General features: G+C 52.5%; 18 protein-coding genes. 10 read left to right on the plus strand and 8 right to left on the minus strand.

Annotated features, from left to right (window positions below):
- Positions 1–66: 66 nt before the first annotated feature.
- Both psb34 and V0288_RS15080 read right to left on the minus strand, forming a co-directional pair.
- Positions 67–237 carry a photosystem II assembly protein Psb34 gene (psb34, locus tag V0288_RS15075; RefSeq protein ID WP_332865949.1) on the minus strand — a complete coding sequence of 57 codons (171 nt, stop codon included), beginning with the start codon at positions 235–237 and terminating at the stop codon, positions 67–69.
- A gap of 224 nt (positions 238–461) precedes the next feature.
- Positions 462–743, minus strand: a complete 282-nt coding sequence (locus tag V0288_RS15080; protein ID WP_332865950.1) for a YkvA family protein — start codon at positions 741–743, stop codon at positions 462–464.
- A 145-nt stretch (positions 744–888) separates the two neighbouring features.
- Between V0288_RS15080 and V0288_RS15085 the strand changes: the two genes are divergently transcribed.
- Complete coding sequence (locus tag V0288_RS15085) at positions 889–1356, plus strand: CRR6 family NdhI maturation factor (RefSeq protein WP_332865951.1); 468 nt, start codon at positions 889–891, stop codon at positions 1354–1356.
- 208 nt (positions 1357–1564) lie between these two features.
- Here V0288_RS15085 and V0288_RS15090 read toward each other — a convergent pair whose 3' ends face one another.
- The 5 genes from V0288_RS15090 to purH form a co-directional block, all read right to left on the minus strand.
- Entirely contained in the window at positions 1565–2038 is a 474-nt protein-coding gene (locus tag V0288_RS15090; RefSeq protein WP_332865952.1) for a hypothetical protein, read from the minus strand.
- Positions 2039–2303: 265 nt separating this feature from the next.
- Positions 2304–2696 (minus strand): YkvA family protein, encoded by a 393-nt coding sequence (locus tag V0288_RS15095; protein WP_332865953.1) that lies wholly within the window; start codon positions 2694–2696, stop codon positions 2304–2306.
- A gap of 762 nt (positions 2697–3458) precedes the next feature.
- A complete protein-coding gene (locus V0288_RS15100; protein ID WP_332865954.1) occupies positions 3459–6254 on the minus strand; it encodes a CHAT domain-containing protein in 2796 nt (931 codons plus the stop codon).
- Entirely contained in the window at positions 6251–6574 is a 324-nt protein-coding gene (locus V0288_RS15105) for a hypothetical protein (protein ID WP_332865955.1), read from the minus strand. The genes V0288_RS15100 and V0288_RS15105 overlap by 4 nt, the downstream gene beginning before the upstream one ends.
- A 162-nt stretch (positions 6575–6736) precedes the next feature.
- Positions 6737–8278 (minus strand): bifunctional phosphoribosylaminoimidazolecarboxamide formyltransferase/IMP cyclohydrolase, encoded by a 1542-nt coding sequence (purH, locus tag V0288_RS15110; protein WP_332865986.1) that lies wholly within the window; start codon positions 8276–8278, stop codon positions 6737–6739.
- A gap of 240 nt (positions 8279–8518) precedes the next feature.
- On the opposite strand from purH, the gene V0288_RS15115 reads away from it, so the two are divergent.
- From V0288_RS15115 to V0288_RS15135, 5 genes are all read left to right on the plus strand, one after another.
- Positions 8519–8860: a YtxH domain-containing protein gene (locus V0288_RS15115; protein WP_332865956.1), complete on the plus strand. Its 342-nt coding sequence runs from the start codon at positions 8519–8521 to the stop codon at positions 8858–8860.
- Positions 8861–8872: 12 nt separating this feature from the next.
- Positions 8873–9253: a DUF948 domain-containing protein gene (locus tag V0288_RS15120; RefSeq protein ID WP_332865957.1), complete on the plus strand. Its 381-nt coding sequence runs from the start codon at positions 8873–8875 to the stop codon at positions 9251–9253.
- A 280-nt stretch (positions 9254–9533) separates the two neighbouring features.
- Positions 9534–10340, plus strand: coding sequence for a TPM domain-containing protein (locus V0288_RS15125; protein WP_332865958.1), 807 nt, complete (start codon positions 9534–9536; stop codon positions 10338–10340).
- Positions 10340–10915 carry a precorrin-8X methylmutase gene (locus V0288_RS15130; RefSeq protein WP_332865959.1) on the plus strand — a complete coding sequence of 192 codons (576 nt, stop codon included), beginning with the start codon at positions 10340–10342 and terminating at the stop codon, positions 10913–10915. Before V0288_RS15125 ends, V0288_RS15130 begins: the two co-directional genes overlap by 1 nt.
- 506 nt (positions 10916–11421) lie before the next feature.
- Positions 11422–11781: a hypothetical protein gene (locus V0288_RS15135; RefSeq protein ID WP_332865960.1), complete on the plus strand. Its 360-nt coding sequence runs from the start codon at positions 11422–11424 to the stop codon at positions 11779–11781.
- A 10-nt stretch (positions 11782–11791) separates the two neighbouring features.
- Here the strand turns inward: V0288_RS15135 and V0288_RS15140 are convergent, their stop codons facing one another.
- On the minus strand, positions 11792–12433 hold the full coding sequence (locus V0288_RS15140; protein ID WP_332865961.1) for an HAD-IA family hydrolase: 642 nt from the start codon (positions 12431–12433) through the stop codon (positions 11792–11794).
- Positions 12434–12579: 146 nt separating this feature from the next.
- Between V0288_RS15140 and V0288_RS15145 the strand changes: the two genes are divergently transcribed.
- The 4 genes from V0288_RS15145 (at position 12580) to V0288_RS15160 (ending at position 16681) form a co-directional block, all read left to right on the plus strand.
- A complete protein-coding gene (locus tag V0288_RS15145; RefSeq protein WP_332865962.1) occupies positions 12580–13719 on the plus strand; it encodes a DegT/DnrJ/EryC1/StrS family aminotransferase in 1140 nt (379 codons plus the stop codon).
- Between the two features lie 43 nt (positions 13720–13762).
- On the plus strand, positions 13763–14668 hold the full coding sequence (gene crtB / locus V0288_RS15150; protein ID WP_422661987.1) for a cyanoexosortase B: 906 nt from the start codon (positions 13763–13765) through the stop codon (positions 14666–14668).
- Positions 14661–15398: a cyanoexosortase B system-associated protein gene (locus V0288_RS15155; protein ID WP_332865964.1), complete on the plus strand. Its 738-nt coding sequence runs from the start codon at positions 14661–14663 to the stop codon at positions 15396–15398. Before crtB ends, V0288_RS15155 begins: the two co-directional genes overlap by 8 nt.
- 62 nt (positions 15399–15460) lie before the next feature.
- The gene (locus V0288_RS15160; protein ID WP_332865965.1) at positions 15461–16681 is read left to right on the plus strand and encodes a polysaccharide biosynthesis/export family protein; all 1221 of its coding nucleotides are present in this window, start codon (positions 15461–15463) and stop codon (positions 16679–16681) included.
- Positions 16682–16774: the final 93 nt, after the last annotated feature.

Here is a 16774-nt window from a genome sequence, read left to right on the forward strand (position 1 = left end):
CTTGTCGGCCTCCGTTCGGTATTTGTTGCTCTAGGTTTAATCGGCGAAATCTGTGAGAAAAATCTTTTAGCTAACCGCTAGGGAGACGAGAACGAAGGCGGTGACGACTAACGTGGCGATCGCTCCCTGTAGCGCGTACTGCCGTTGTTGTTCGGGGGAGGGGTAGGTCGCGTAGTAGAGTTCGGGTTCGCTGGCGTAGTTGTTGAGAATGCCGCGGTCATCACTGGTGGTATACATCTTGTTTGCCTCCGTTCGGTGTTGCTTGCTCTATGTTTAATAATGTAACAATATTTTTACGAATTGTAAAGATGTGTTGACGGGAAATTTTGGATGTGTTATATAACTTTTTCTTATCGAACGCGAGAACTCGCCGGTTCCCTCCCGCCTTCTGTCTCCCAAAAAAAACGAGGAAAAGACGGTGAATCTTCTCCTCTTACCCTAGTTTCCCTTGAATTCTCTTACTATCGGGCGCTAACCTCGACAACCTTCCCGTCGGGGACTTCGGTTTTCGCTAAATTCTGACGCTGTTTCCGAGACTCGATCGCCCATCCCGTCAGTTCGGAGGCTAGGATCGTCACGATGATACCGTCATCGAGCCAACCGACAACGGGGATCAGATCGGTGGAGATGTCGATCGGGCTGATCAGGTACAATGCGCTCGCGAGAACGATCGCCCAGCGGTATTTCGGATGACGGATGCCGTTTCTCAACCAACGGTAGAACGCTTCGGTGATAAGTCTCATCTGTTGTTCTCTCTCGAATCTGTACTCTTATCTTCGCGAGTTTTCCCGGTCGCGGATAGCGCGGGTTTCTCGCGCGAATCGAGCGGTTTTCCACTCCCGCTAACGGGTGAGACAATGGGGGGAGCCAGTTGTTGACGATAAATGTATGACTATCTCGATCGATGTGAACCCCGACCAATTAACCCGTCTCGACCTTTCTCCGGTACGCGCGTCGATCGAGAGGGAACCTAGAGAATTACTATCGATCGAGGGAGCGCTGAAATTCTCGATCGACTATCCCCGTTCCGAGGACGATCCCCGCGAATTATCGGAAATTCCCGAGGTAAGACTCTGGTTCGTGCGTTTAGACTCCGTTTACCCCTGGATTCCCTTCCTTCTCGATCCGAAATCGGGAGAGATCGCCCGTTACGCCGCGATGTTAGTTCCCCACCGGTTCCACCGCACCGAGGGCATCCAGTACAACCCCGAAGCGTTAGAGATTTTCGTCATGCAGAAAGTGTTCGTTCTCGCCGATTGGCTGAAAAAAAACGGCATCTCTCCCCGATCGCGCGTGAAATCCTTCGCCCAACTCTTCGGTTACGACCTTGACGAAGCTTTTCTCGATAGTTTGTAAACTAAGTTGTGAGTTAGAAGGTTTAAGGCTCGATCGCTCGTTTCGATCTCCCCTTTCCAAGAGGGGAGAATCGATCGAAAATACCGAAGATCGCGCCGCTTTTTGCTGTCCCGGTGCGCGCGATCGTTCATTACCTCGACAAGATTAATTACACATTTTGATAATCCTATTGCCTATCTCAACTAGGGAATTTATTTTGCCCGACCACTCATGCCTTGTGTTGATTCGCCCATTCATCCCAATAGCTCTTACACAGTGTATCAAGCTCTTCGATCGAGTAATTTTTCCCGGCCTCATCAAGAACTTCGGCGGATGTAGCGGACAAAGATAGTTCTCCACCGAAGTAGTCAAGTTCTAGGGAATGCTGGGTACAGATCACTTTGATCTGATCTTCTTCACAATTCGCGTCCAGAATTTCAAGCTCCGGTTTGAAAATAGTGTCGATCTCTCTCAACACGTCCGGTTCAGACGATCGATCGCTCGGCCAAGGGAAAAAATATAGATCTTTCACATCGTACAAGCGAATTATAAACTTTCGGAAGGCGGGATCGATTCTCTCGGCTAGATACCGGATTTCTACTTCCATGAGTAGGGAAGAATTTTCCAAGTGACAGAAAACAATTTTTCCATCATGAAAAATGGAAAAAATATCGCTTATCTTTTCTAGATTTTCAACGCTCATCGAAATCGATCTAGATTATACGGCTGTTTTTCCTATCTTACTCTACCGTAGGTATTTTCAAAGATTTTCCGTGTATATGCTATCGCGGTGTAAGGCTTCATCGGGTAAGGAAGGTTGAATTTTCTCTCGTCAAAGCGATCGACCCGTTCTAGCCCATTAATTGTAAGTTGGATCGAGACACGAAACAGAACACGTATCTCGTGAATTTTATAGGAACTTGTCGAGTAACATCCGTCAACGCGACCGGCAAACTCATCGCCCGCGCTTATTTGTCGAGAAAGTGGAGCGCGAAACGAAGTGCGAACACCGCGAGCGAAACCCAAAGAATCACGATTATTCCTGCCGCGAACCAATTCTTTGGCTTGTTGCTTGGTGTGGTAGACCGCGCCCGTACTCGACATTCTGCCATTACCTTGGGAGGAATCATCTTGAGCGCGAGCTTAATGCCGAGCGGAACAAGGATTAAATCATCAAGATAGCCCAAAATTGGTATGGGATCGGGGATTAGGTCAATAGGGCTAAAAGCGTAGGCAACGACACAGGCCGCGAAAGCTCGCGCGTACCAAGGTACACGAGGATCGCGATACGCCAAATAGAGCGCGTATAACTCGGTTTTTAACCGCTTGGCTTGTTGCTTCAGCTTTTGGAGAGTTATCACGCGCTATCCCGACCCCGCTTATTAAATATCAAATTCATTATATCTATAATGTGGCGAGTAAATATCAGGTACGTGTTCTTACAGATGCTGAACGCTCTACCGATAATTTGATAACTACGTCCTGATAAATAGCCTAAGTGTTCTAATTATCGATCGTGTGGAGTATTATAAAAAATTCATCCATATAATAACTCTATAGAGATGTTTGTAATTATTAATTCCGTATGACACCTCGATCGAGATGATAGATAGCCACTTTCGGAATAACACGCCCCTAGGGATATTATACGGACTTATCGATCGATCTGCTGACAACAGCGCTTCACTCCCGCCACCGTATAACAAAACCTCTTCTACAGGTTTCGGCCCCTCGATCGGGTAAAATCGATTTCTGTAAGCGCGCCCGATCGCGAATTCCTGTACCCGTGGCAATCACCTCATTTGTAATATCGCCAACGATCTTGAAATCCACGTAAGAGTAAGCGAAGAAGGTACTTCTTGATACTAGCGCGTTTCGATCTCTACGTTAGTATAATCATTTCCAAAAAGCGTAATCCCCCCACCATCGATCGCCATCGCGAGAACAAACCGAAAGAAAAAGGATAACAATTCGGGGGTGCTGTGGTGCGTTACGCTGTCGCGGTTCGCGCCCTACGATGCCTCGGTGTCAGGTATCGGAAACCCAGAACCCGCATGGCTTCGTGAAAAAAACGCCCGTTATAAACCCTCACAAAATGCTGTAAACCTATAGGCTACAATCCCTCAAGTCTTGACGCGAGAGAAGATAGACACCCATAAAGCCCGAAAACCATTGATTGCGAAATCCCCTCCTAGCCTGTACGGGCTATCCCCCCACCTAACACTATAAAAATGATACATGAGTTCCGGTAAATTACCCGTCTTGATCGTAGTGTTAAAAGTGCCATAGCCGACAAGATCGACGAAATCGTTCCAGATTTTATTATCATATTTCTCTGTACCTCCAATCTTTTGATAGAGTTTTGCTTGAATTTTAAGGCCAAATTCTCCTTGACTGCTTTCACTCCACAAAATATCAATTTTTTCAATAAATTCTTTAGAAACTTCTCTAAAAAGCTTGTGAAAATCTTTATAATCATCTATCACCATTATTTGATAGCATATCCATGCGGTTTCCTCGTCAGCTTTTCTCCAGTTTTTCTCCAGTAAATACCTTTCTAGATTCTCGAATACACGATTTTTTGATAGACAATTTTTCGTCCGTCGGAGTTCCTTTTCAAAAGCATTATCTGACTGGGGATTATAATAAAACGAGAGCATTTTCGAGAACCCTTCCCGAAATCGCCGCGGATTCTCTGTATCGAGGAAAGACAAACGGAAAATCTCGCACCATTTTTCCTCGTCTTGATTCTTTCGATTCCCCCAGATTCTATCTAATGTTTCCGCCGCAATGCGAGAGAGCGCGAATAATTCTTGTTCCTCTTGCGGGAGATCGATACAGGGGAGATGGGAGGCGCGATATAGTTTTTCTTCCCGATTATCGATACTTTCCTCGATCAATCCCCGTTGTTTCGCCTGTTGTAACTTTTCTCGGTAATTCGGAATCGATTCACAGACCGCTTCTAGAGCCGTCCACGGTACGGGAATTTCATAAATTAGACAATGACCGATTACTTTTTCTAGCGTCTCATCGATTTCTAGTTTCGGTTGATTTTCCAATCGCCAGATCACTCGATCCCGCCATCCATCGGGACTATTTTCATAATGGCTTAACTGACTATCTATATCCTCGCGAGAGAGAACATCATCGTTTAGCCATTCCAATAAGCGGGGATTCCCATCGGCTAATTGTAACGCTCTCTGGAAATAACTTTCATCGAGGTTAGGGTTATTGAAATTTTCTAAACGGCGCAGTTTTTTCTGTAAGTCCGCTTTGGTGAGCGATCGCAATCCTCGCAACCCATAGAAAGAGCCTAAATACTTCCACTCGAAATCATAGCGACAGGTAATGATGATACCGTGGTAATAATTCGTCTGTTCGATCGCCCAAATCAACGCGTTCATCACTTCCGCTACTTCGGTTTTGAGAAGATAGCGATTCTTCCGATATTCCAGATTCCACTCGAAATCATCGAAGACAAAGAGAAAAGGCTTTTCTAGAGTTTCAAACAGATCCCGTAGGCGAAATTTCAGGTCTTCACTCGCATCTCTCAGCGCACTTCTCTGTTCCCGATTTCGTAACTGATCACCTAACCGATCGACCAGTGCCGTTTCGTCTACCTGTCGCCACCAGACGATTTTATCGTGATCGGGAAGTCGATCGCATAGACGCGCGGCGATCGTGCTTTTTCCATTGCCTCCCATTCCTTGAATGAAAACACCCGTTTGTCTAGTTATTGCGGTTTTTAAAACCCGTAAACATTCCTGTAGTTCCCGACGACGACCGACAAACATTTCCCGCGGTGCTACCCGTAAATGTCGGGTATCCGGATCGATAAATTCCTCTACTGTAGAGACAACCGGTAACGGTCTTCTCTGTCCCCTCGTCACCAATTCCCCTGGAACATTTCCCGTCACGTACAACCGCAATCCGTGCCAATCTCTCGCCTGATTTTGCAATAATGCCCGATAGGTTTTACTTAAAGCTTCCGTTACAGCGCTTCCCGTCGCCAACTCCTGATAGAAAACCGCGGCCGCGTCGGACGCTTCCCAGTCCCTGACCGGTTTTCCCCATCCTAACACCGCGGTCGCGCCCAACTTCAATAATTCCTCGGCCAGCGAGAGAACTTCATCATCATCGGCATACCCCGTTTTACACCCGGAGAGAAACAGCAATTTCGGTAGATTAAAAGCTAATCCTTCCGCGATATCCTCCGCGCTAGTGTCCTGTCTGTCCCCGTATTCCGTCTCGGTGATGAAATAGGGTTTTCCGTTTTTCAATTCCGCGTGTCCGGTTAGGTGAATCACGTCGAAATAGTCGCGTTCTTTCGCTTTCACCCACTCGCACAATTCCGCCAGACAACCGCTCTCTTCCACGACTAGCGATAACGGTTTCCCCCGCGTCGCTTCCAGTATCTTGGCTTCCTCGGCCTCGAAATCCAACTCCGGCAACACATCCCGCGCGGAACTCGCCATAAATAGCACATTCAAGGCTCGATTGACGGGATTATTCATAAAATGTAACTGTTTTTCGCCTTCCGTTTTCACCCAACGAACGGGGATAATCGGAGGCATTCCCGCGATCAGGAAATTCCGGCCATCGTGGAGAAGTTCCCACGGTAGACGGGCTAATCCTTGACTGGTGGAAATGGCGAGAATAATTCCCTCGCGTCGGTGTTTGTTCAGTTCGCCGTCTAGAATTCGATCGCTACCGTCCAGCCAGTCGTACAGCGATTTTCCCGTCTCGCGGAAGTCTACGGGAATTCGGGTGTAATAATCGGTGTCCGCTTTTTTCGTCCGTTGTTGAATTCGCGAGAGAGAACGAGTATAACTTTTTATCTCGTTGGGATTGTCCCAAAAGTAGCGGAAATCGACCCGATCGATCCCGTTCTCGTGTAAATCGACGTGAAGAATTTTCATTTTTTCTCCTCGTCTAACAATTTTTGGAGTTGTTCGATCGAAACATCTTTCAGTAGAATGCGATCGCCATTTTTGCCCACGATCAACACCCGTTCGATCTTCGCGGGTTCGGGAGAATCGAGTATTTTTCGCTTTAATTTGTATAATTGTTCGGCGATGGTGAACGTTCCGCCGACGATGCCGATAATCGTGGCGATCGTCGCTAGAGTTCCCTCTCTCTCGATTTCTTCTACAATCTCGTAACTGCCTTCGATTCCTTCGATCGCTAAAATCTCTTCGGTAAATTCTCTCGCGTCCCGTCCCTCGATCTCGATCTGCATCGGCTGTCGTCCCCCTCGCGGTAGATTTTTGGTTTTACCCTCGATCCTAGCTCAAGTATTTATCGTCGGGGAAGATTTGAGCCGTTTCGACACCAAAAAGGCAGAAGGCATATATATCGGTAAAGTGCCGTATATTGCCTCCTGCCGACCGCCTCCTGCCTTCTAATGGAGGAAATGGCGGATTCCGGTTAGAACCATCACTAAACCTAGCTCGTCGGCGGCTTTAATCGAATCCTCGTCTTTTAACGAACCGCCGGGCTGAACGATCGCCGTGATACCGGCCGCGGCCGCGGTGCGTACCGAGTCATCGAAGGGGAAAAAGCCATCACTAGCCAGATAACCCCCTTTCGCCTTCTCTCCTGCCTGTTCTAAGGCAATTTTCACCGATCCGACGCGATTCATCTGTCCCGCGCCGACTCCGAGGGTGGTTTTATCCTTGGTGACGACGATGGCGTTGGATTTAACGTGTTTGGCGACTTTCCACGCGAAGAGTAATTCCGCTAACTGTTCCGCGGTGGGTTGTTCTCGCGTCACCACGCGCCAATTTTCCGGGGTTTCTACCACGTCATCGCTCGCTTGCACGAGAAATCCGCCCGCGATCACCTTCACCGTCTGTTTTTCACCCGCGCCCAAATCCGCGAGGGTTAACACGCGTACTTTCGATTTTTTCCCGAGAATATCCCGCGCTTCCGGACTACAATCGGGCGCGACCACGCATTCGAGGAAGGTTTTCGTTAATTCTCTCGCCGTGTCCGCGTCGATCGATTGATTCAGCGCGACGATCCCGCCGAAAGCCGAGGTAGAATCGGCTTGGAAGGCTTTCGTGTACGCTTCCACCAAACTCGATCCGATCGCCACCCCGCAGGGATTGGTATGCTTTAAAATCGCCGTCGCGGGTTCTTCCGTCCCGAATTCCGCGATTAACCGCCGCGCCGCTTCGAGATCGACGAGATTGTTGTAACTGAGTTCTTTTCCCTGAAGTAGATTCGCCCCGGCCCATCCTGTAGCCGCAGTTCCCGTCCGATACCACGCCGCGCTTTGGTGGGGATTTTCGCCGTAGCGGAGGGTTTGGATCTCGGTTCCCGCGAGGGTGAAACGCGTCGGTAGGGCATCGGTGTCGAGACTGGCGAAATACGCCGCGATCGCGCCGTCGTAGGCATTCGTTAGCGCGAACGTCTCTCCCGCCATTTTCTGCCGGAATTTGAGGGAAGTTTCCCCGTTATTCTGGCGTAATTCCTCTAGATACGCGTCGTAATATTTCGGGTTACTGATAACGGTTAGATGGGCGAAATTTTTCGCGGCCGCGCGTAACATGGCCGGGCCGCCGATGTCGATCTGCTCGATCGCCTCGGCCGTGGTAACGTCGGGATTGGCGATCGTTTTTTCAAAAGGATACAGATTCACCACCACCAGATCGAGGGGACGGATCTGATTGGCCGCCATTTCCTCCACGTCGGTAGGGACATCGCGACGGCCGAGAATCCCCCCGTGAACGCGGGGATGCAGGGTTTTCACGCGGCCGCCGAGAATTTCCGGCGAGCCGGTGTACTCGCTCACTTTAATCACCGGCAGTCCCGCGGCCTGTAGCGTTTTCGCGGTTCCTCCACTACTAATGATTTCAAACTCGAATTGTTCGACTAGCTGACGGGCGAAGTCCACCAGTCCGGTTTTATCGGTCACGCTCAATAGCGCTAAACGTCCCATAAGGTTGAATCGTTGGGTGTAACTATAGGAAAAATGGAGTGGGGGAATCAGGAGTCGGTCTTCAGGAGGTAAAATTGTAGAAATATTCCCGATCTCGCTCGCTATATCGTTCTGTCTACCCACTCGGCGATCGATAATCTACCGTTATCAGTATAGGGACAGACGATCGCGCGCTGGAAAAACCGCACAATTAATTTAAATTTCCGCGGTAAATTGGGGATAGATGAACGAGGCGATCTCATGGCTGAAAAAAATTCGGGTGGTTTGTTCGTGGTCGGAGTTTTGGTCGGGGGAGCGATCGGGACGGTGGCGGGATTGTTAGCGGCGCCCCGATCGGGTAAGGAAACTCGCCGTATTTTGCAGAAATCCGCGCGCGCTTTACCGGAATTGGCGGAAGATCTCTCGACTAGCTTTCAATTACAGGCCGATCGACTGTCGGATTCGGCGCGACGCAATTGGGAGGACACGCTGGGTAGACTGAAAGAGGCGGTGGCCGCGGGCATCGAGGCCAGTCAACTCGCCTCGATCGAGAGCGATCGCGACCGCACCGAAGCACCTAATTCGATCGATAATCACCTTTAAACCCCCAAACCCGTGACCGAACCGATTTTCTGGCTAGGATGCTCATTATTTCTCGTCGCCATCAGTTTGACGGCGGTTCTCGTCGCCGCGTTACCGGCCCTACAGGAGTTAGCGAGAGCGGCCCGTAGCGCGGAAAAGTTATTCGATACCCTCCATCGGGAATTTCCCCCCACCCTGGAAGCGATCCGGCTGACGGGGATGGAAATCACCCAATTAACCGAAGAGATCGACGATGGGGTAAAAAGCGCGTCCGGCGCGATCCAACAGGTCGATCGAAGTCTCGGTAGCGCGCGCGAGGGGATCGATCGCCTCGATCGCGGAACCCGTCGCGCCCTGATCGGTTTCAAAGCCGCCTGGAATACCTGGAATCGATCGGGCGAGGTCGGGGAGTAGGGTGTAGGGTAAAGGGTAAAGGGTAAAGGGTAGAGGGTAAAGGGTAGAGGTGAAGGGCTTAAAAGTAGTCTTTTCCCTTTTTCCAGGGCTTTTTTCCCAAAAAAAACTCCCTCATCTCTCTCACCTCTCCCGACACCCGACACCCCATCTCCCGCTCGATCTTCCCTCGATCGAGCATTCCTGTTTATAATTTTCTTAAGTTAAAGTAAACAAGTGTAACGAAACTGAAAACGGTTTCATCATTTGTAGATAATATCTCGCCATTATTTCCGAAAACACCATGCTGAATCGTTGTTTCCAGCGAATCTCGATCGTTCTAGCGGTAAGCCTGATCGGTTTCCTGACTTGGGTGATCTCTCCCGGTAACGCCCTCGCCGTCAACAATCCCGAACTATTGCCCGATCGAGAAACGCCGGTCGTCGATCTGGCGAATTACCTTCCTAACAAGCAGGAAGAGTCGTTAATTAAAGATATCGAGAGCTTTCAGACGGAAACGGGGTGGAAAATGCGAGTTCTCACCCAGTACGATCGCAGTCCGGGACGCGCGGTGATCGATTTTTGGGGGCTGGATGATAAAAGTATTCTCCTGGTAGCGGACGGTCGCGGCGGTAATTTACTCGCTTTCAGTATTGGCGACGCGGTATACGAACTACTTCCCCGCACTTTCTGGATCGAACTGCAAGCCCGATTCGGTAATATGTATTTCGTGCGCGAGAATGGCGAGAATAACGCGATCGTGGAAGCGCTGGACACGGTGAAAGGCTGTCTCGTGAAGGGGGGTTGTGCCGTCGTTCCCGGATTACCGAGAGAACAATGGGTTTTGACCCTCGTTACCTCGATCGTCGGCGGTTTAGTCTTCGGTTTCGCCGCGATTCCCCGAAAAGAGGGTCAGGTGTTCGCGTGGCAGTGGGTTTTAATCGTTTCCCCTCTCTGGTTTATCCTGTTCGTCGCTTTCGGCATCGGCCCGGTCGTCACCCGTACCTCGGATTGGTTGCCCCTCTTCCGGAATTTTATCGGTTTCGGGCTGGGAATTCTCGTCGCTTACCTCTCGCCCCGATTTAACTCTCTTACCGCCTCGAAAACCTGATGGATCTAACGACAGCCCGCGGCCTCGCCCTGATCGATCGACAGATCGGCCTTAGCCCCCTCCCGCCCGCCGAATACGAGATCGCCCGGAAAGTGATCCTGGCGACGGGAGATTTTGACTATCGATCGCTGATCGGTTTTTCCCCCCGCGCGATCGTGAGCGGGGCGGCGGCTTTAGCGGCTAGAAGTCCGATCGTCGTCGATGTCGAGATGGTAAAGGTGGGAATTCTCCCTTTTCTTCAGGAAACCTTCGTCAATCCCGTTTATTGTTGTTGGGATGACATCCCGGATCAGGATATCCGATCGCTGATCCGGCGTTACCCGGAGGGAATTTTCGCGATCGGCGAGTCTCTACCCGCGCTGACGACCTTGATCGAGGCGATCGAGTCCGGGGACTGTCAACCCGCGCTGGCGATCGTCACCCCCGCCGGATGGATCGAGGCCAAAATGGCGAAAGAGAGAGTAAAAGATTCGGGCGTTTCCTATATCTCGATCGAGGGAGGAAAAGGAAGCGCGGCGGTCGCGGTGGCGATCGTTAACGCGTTGGCGGAATTAGCCTGGCAAATCCACCGATAGGAGGCTTGTTGCCGCGCGAGAAGGACGCGGTTCGAGACCCGATTTTTCCGACGCTCTCCATCGATGTCCGAAAGGCAATTTTTCTTCTTTCTAACCTCTCGGTGACGATCGACTGTTCGGTATCTAGATTTCCAGGGGTAATCCTTGCCTGACAAGGGGTTCAACACCCGAAACACGCGATTTAAATTACGAACGGCTTATAGCCTTTCGAGCGATATGAAAACACGTATCTGAGGGTAAAACCCTTATTGGGCAAGGTTTCTAGGAGCGAGAATGTACTGGACGGATGTGAAAAAGGCTGTAGAACAAAGGTGTTATCGATCGTGTTTTTTTAGGAAGGATTGCATAGCCCGGAATGGATGATTTCGGAGACTATAAACTGTAAAAATCCGATCTGAAAAGGGTTTCAGCTATTTATCTTCCCGACCATCCCTGTCCTCGCTCTAAATCGATCGCCCGGGGAATTTTTTCGGGGAAAATACATAAAAAGACTATGGTGTTCGACCGTGAAAAATACGACTTTATTGGCGATCGCTCTAACAACGTTCGCGATTCTCCCCGCGACGGAAACGCCGGCCGCGACCCGTATCCAATTCGCCCGCGGTAGTTATTGCGGTTCCTATTCGGGAAATTTCTCGCGGGGGAGAGAGTTCGTTCTCCGTCTGCGCGGGGGACAGATCCTCTCCACCCGCAATATCGGCAGGGGAACTCAATACAATATCTATGTCAACGGGCCGACCGGCACGATTGACGGCCGGCCGGTTTCCCCCAATCAGATCGATTACCCGATCCCCCGCTCGGGCGACTATTATATCTATATTGAATCGAGTACGCCCTACAGTAATATCGAGTTTTGCGCCCGTTAAACGGGAAATTCTAGCGATCGATCTGGAAAGCCCGTAAGCCGATCGCCCCGGCTCCCTCGTAGTCTTCCCGGCGACTGTCGCCGATATGCCAGGCCCGATCGACCGGACAATCGTGTTTTTCCAACGCGACGCGGAAAATTTTCGGATCGGGTTTGGCCGCTCCCGTTATTGACGAGATCGTGATCGTTCGGAAGAATCGATCGAGTTCCAGGCTTTCCAGTACCCGCTCGATGCGGCTATCGAAATTCGAGACGATCCCCAATTCGATGCCCAGATCTTGCCAGCGTTGTAAGGCCGGGCGAACATCGTCGTACACGAACCAGGGTTCTGCCGTGGCGAAATACTCGTAGAGATCGTCGAAAAACGCCTCGAAATCGCTGAATCGTTCCAGATACCCCGCTCTCTCGAACGTGGAACGGGCGATCGAGTACCACCATTGAAACTCTAATTCGGCGATCCGCTCGCGCCCGACGCCGGGAAAGGCCAGGGGGGAAGCGTCGGCGAAAGACGCGAAAAACGCCCGATCGAGAGGCTTTGTTTCCGGGTGTACCCCGTGACGGGCGGCGATCGAGCCGTAGATCTCGCCGACCCCGCCTTTAACGCCGAACAGGGTTCCCACCGCGTCGAGCAAAATGACTTTCGGTTTCTGCATAAGTTATCGGGATCGTCGCGATCTCTAACCAAAGTTGTAGAAAATTATACGTGAAAATATCGGCGCGTTCGTGAACCGAGTATGATATACGGTTATATTTCTCGTAACCGAACTTCCTTTATCCAACCGACCGTAAATTTAAATTAATGACATCTTCCTTTAGCCAAGTTCCCTTCGTCGATCTCGCCGCGCAAAACCAACCTCTACAAACGGGAATCGCCCGGGCGATCGAGTCCGTGATCGAGCGGGGGGACTTCATTCTCGGGCGGGATCTCGCGGATTTCGAGACCGAATTCGCGCGCGCTTGCGGGGTCGAGTACGCGGTCGGGGTCGCCTCCGGAACCGCCGCCATCGCCATCGGACTACAGGCCCGCGGCATCGGGCCCGGGGACGAGGTGCTAGTCCCCGCCAATACCTTCGTCGCCACCGCCATCGGGGTGATCCAGGCCGGGGCGACCCCCGTGTTCGTCGATTGTCATCTCGATACCGCGCTGATCGATCTCGACGCGGCCGAGCGGGCGATCTCGCCACGAACCAAAGCGATCGTCCCGGTTCATCTCTACGGGCAGATGGTATCTCCCGGACGCTTACAAGACCTCGCCCGATCGCGCGATCTCCTGATTTTCGAGGATGCCGCTCAAGCGCACGGAGCCGTTCGGGAAAACGCTCGGGCCGGCTCGATCGGTTCCGCCGCGGCCTTTAGTTTCTACCCGAGTAAAAACCTGGGCGCGTTCGGCAATGGCGGCATCTTGGTGAGCGACGATCCCGAGATCGCCCGCAAGGCCCGGTCCCTGCGAAATTACGGCGCGCCGAGCAAGTATTATCACGTCGATATCGGCACCAATAGCCGTCTCGACACGCTACAGGCGGCGATTTTACGGGTGAAACTCCCCTACCTCCCGGCTTGGAATCGGGAACGCCATCGGATCGCCCGTCTCTACGATCGCCTTCTCGCGCCGCTCGCGGATAAAGGGATCGTCCCGGTACGCGACGAGACCGAAACCGGCCACGTCTACCATCTATACGTGATCCGGGTACTCGCCGATTGTCGTGTCGATCGACGGCAACTACAGGAAGAACTAGCCAATTCCGGCGTGCAAACGGGAATTCATTATCCCCTTCCCTGCCACCTACAACCGGGCTATCACTATCTCGGTTATCGGGCCGGAGATTTTCCCAACGCCGAACTACTGAGCGAACAAATTCTTTCCCTGCCCATGTACCCGGGCCTGACCGAAGAACAGGTTCATTTTGTCAGCGAGCGCGTTACTTCGATCATCGGCTAAGATGAACTCAGCATTCCTTATAGTTATAAAAGCGATCTGTATCATGCGCGCGAGTCAGTTGTCTTTCCTCGCTTCCGAAAAAAATCTCCTGTCCGGGACGATCGTGGCGTTACTCGCTCTTCTCTACGGCCCGGTTCTCTTTCATTGGTACGATGGCTGGTTGAACAAAAGTGTCGGCATCGAGCATGAATATTTCAGTCACGGCTTGATCGGCCTACCCTACGCGGCCTATATCGTCTGGCTGAACCGGCGCGAATGGCAGAGTCTCCCCGATCGATCGCACCCGGCCGGGGCGTTCCTGTTAGCCCTCGGGGCGGTGTTCTATCTCGCGGGAACCTCGCTCTGGGTCAATCTTTCTTTCCCGATCGTTCTGACCGGACTCTGTCTCTGGCTCAAGGGTCGCGAGGGATTGAAGTTACAAGGGTTTCCCCTCCTCTTAACGGCGCTCGCCACCCCGAACCCGATCCCCTACCTGATCACCCCCTACACGCTCCCCCTACAGGTTTTTATCGCGGGTTGCTCCGGCTTTCTCCTGCAACAGGCGGGATTTAACGTCTCGGTCGATGGGATTTACCTGGCGGTCGAGGGCAGGATGGTCGAGGTCGCCCCTTACTGCGCGGGCTTGAAAATGCTCTTTACCAGCCTGTACGTCACCTTGATGTTACTCCACTGGACGAATACCCTCGGCGACGGACGCAAGGTTCGCCTTCTCCTGGCGAGCGCCTTCGCGATCAGTATCGGGGCGAATGTCGTGCGGAACGCCCTACTCGCCTGGTTTCACGGCACCGGGCAGGATAAAAACTTCGAGTTGCTCCACGATAGTTGGGGGGGAGATTTATACTCGGTAATGATGTTGTTGACCATCGTGCTGGTCTTCCAGATCGTGCAGTATCGCGAGGCTACCCGCCGATCCATCTCCCCCGTAGAGGTGAATAGCGGTGATGAATAAAGGAAAAATATCGGGCGAGATGACGCTCTCGATCGGGGATCGGAAAGTACGCGTTCCGGCTAACTATGTACTGGTAGCGATTCTCCTGCTGTCGGTCGCGATCGGGGCGATCGCCCGCGATCTGGCCCGCGGGAATTTCGCCTGGATAGACGCGCCGAGAATCGGCAATATTCAAAAGATGAACGTGTTAAAGGAATCGGGCATCGAAATTGCCGGCCGGACAACGATCGATCGCCGTCAGGTGAACATCGGCGAGGGAACCTGGTCGGCGCAACTCGTCGAGGGGCCGGATGCCAAACGCGTCACCGTTCTGTTAAAGCCCCAGGACTACTACAAGAAGCAACCCGAGGTAGAATGGTCGGATATTAACTCGATCGCCCGTTGGAAAACCGAACCGGCCAACGATCTGACCTTCTCCACCCCCTCGGGAGGAACCGTGACCGCCCGATTCTTCCGGGCCTGGCAAAGCAACACTTTCGCCGTCGTGCAATGGTACGCCTGGCTCGGGGGTGGACACCACGATACGGCCGTCTGGTTCTGGTTAGATCAACAGGCCCGCTTACAGAATCGCCGGGTTCCCTGGATCGCCGTCTCCCTTCACATTCCCCTCGATCCGACCCGGAGCGTGGAAACGATGCGCCCGACCGCCCGAGATCTCGCCCGCCAAGTGCAAGAACAATTAGAAACCACCGTCTTGAGTAAATTGTCAACCGTCCCGACCCGGAAATAAAAAAGCCCTCTTCTCGCTCGCGCGCGTTCGCGAAATCCCCCAAACCGTTACCCGAATCGATTATGTTTGAACGAAAGAAGCGCTCGCTGTTTCGAGCCGGTCTCCGTCCCCCGATTCTCCGGCTGACCGTCGGCGGATTCGCCGTTCTCGGGTTCGTTCCGGCGATCGTTCCGGGTGCCGTCCGAGCGCAAGGTTCCCTGCGGCTCCCCGAAACCTCCCCCCCGCCTCCCCTAGAATTCCTGCCCCCCCAACCGATCGCCCCCACGTTCCGCGAGAACGATATCCCCCCGACCGGGTATAGTGTCCCCCCCTACGATCCGGAGGGTACCCGCTCGCGACAACTGCAAATCTATCGGTTGGATGCCGGCGACGCGATCGCCATCACGGTGCCGGACTTTCCCGAATTCAACGCCTCCGGGACGATCGATCCCGACGGGAATTTTCTCGTGCCGATCCTGGGACGGGTTCCCGTGGCCGGGTTGACGCTCGACGAGGTACAGACCAAGATCCGCTTCGAGTTAGGGCGGAAATTCCTCCGGAGCGAACCCGAGGTGATCGCGGTGCTGACCACGCCGCGGGAAGTTCGATTGACCGTTCTCGGTGAGGTTCTCCGTCCCGGATTTTATAGCGTCCCTCCCAACACTCCCATCACCCAAGTGCTTCTGACCGCCGGGGGGGGGACCCCGAGAGCCGATCTGCGAGCGGTCGTCATCCGCCGCGTTCTGGTCGATGGAACGGTATTAGAACAGAACTTAGACCTGTACACGCCCCTGATCAAGGGAGATCGTCTACCCGACCTGCGTTTGCAAGGGGGAGACGCGGTGATCGTTTCTAAATTAGAAGTCGGGCGGGAAACCGGGTACAATCGAACCCTCGTGGCCCGCACCACGTTAACCCAGCCCACGATCACGGTACGGCTTCTCGCCCCGTTACTTCCCTCGGGAGCCGCCCTACGCAATATTACGGTTCCTAGCGGTAGTACCTTTCTCGACGTGATCGCCTCTTTACCGGCGAGCGATCGCCTGCGGGTCAACGTCAACGAGGTCGCCCTACTCCGTTTCGATAGCGCGAAAGGCGGGGTGATCACCCAAAAGCTAGATCCGGAAGCGGCCATCAAGGGCGACATCTCGCAGAATGTCCCCCTCGAAGATCAGGACGCGATTATTGTCAGCCGGACATTATTGGGCGAGATTTTTGCCTTTATTAACGTGATCACGCAACCGATCCGCGATGTTCAGTCTTTCACGAACACGATCGTCAATTTCGGCGATCAATTCCGCTGATCGCTCCATTCGAGGGGACTACCGGATAAATTTCTTCACAAAACTTCCGAAAATCCCGATCGTCGCCCGACAATCCCTCGTGACCGCTACAAT

This window comes from Pannus brasiliensis CCIBt3594 (genome assembly GCF_036688125.1).
GTDB classification, from domain to species: domain Bacteria; phylum Cyanobacteriota; class Cyanobacteriia; order Cyanobacteriales; family Microcystaceae; genus Pannus; species Pannus brasiliensis.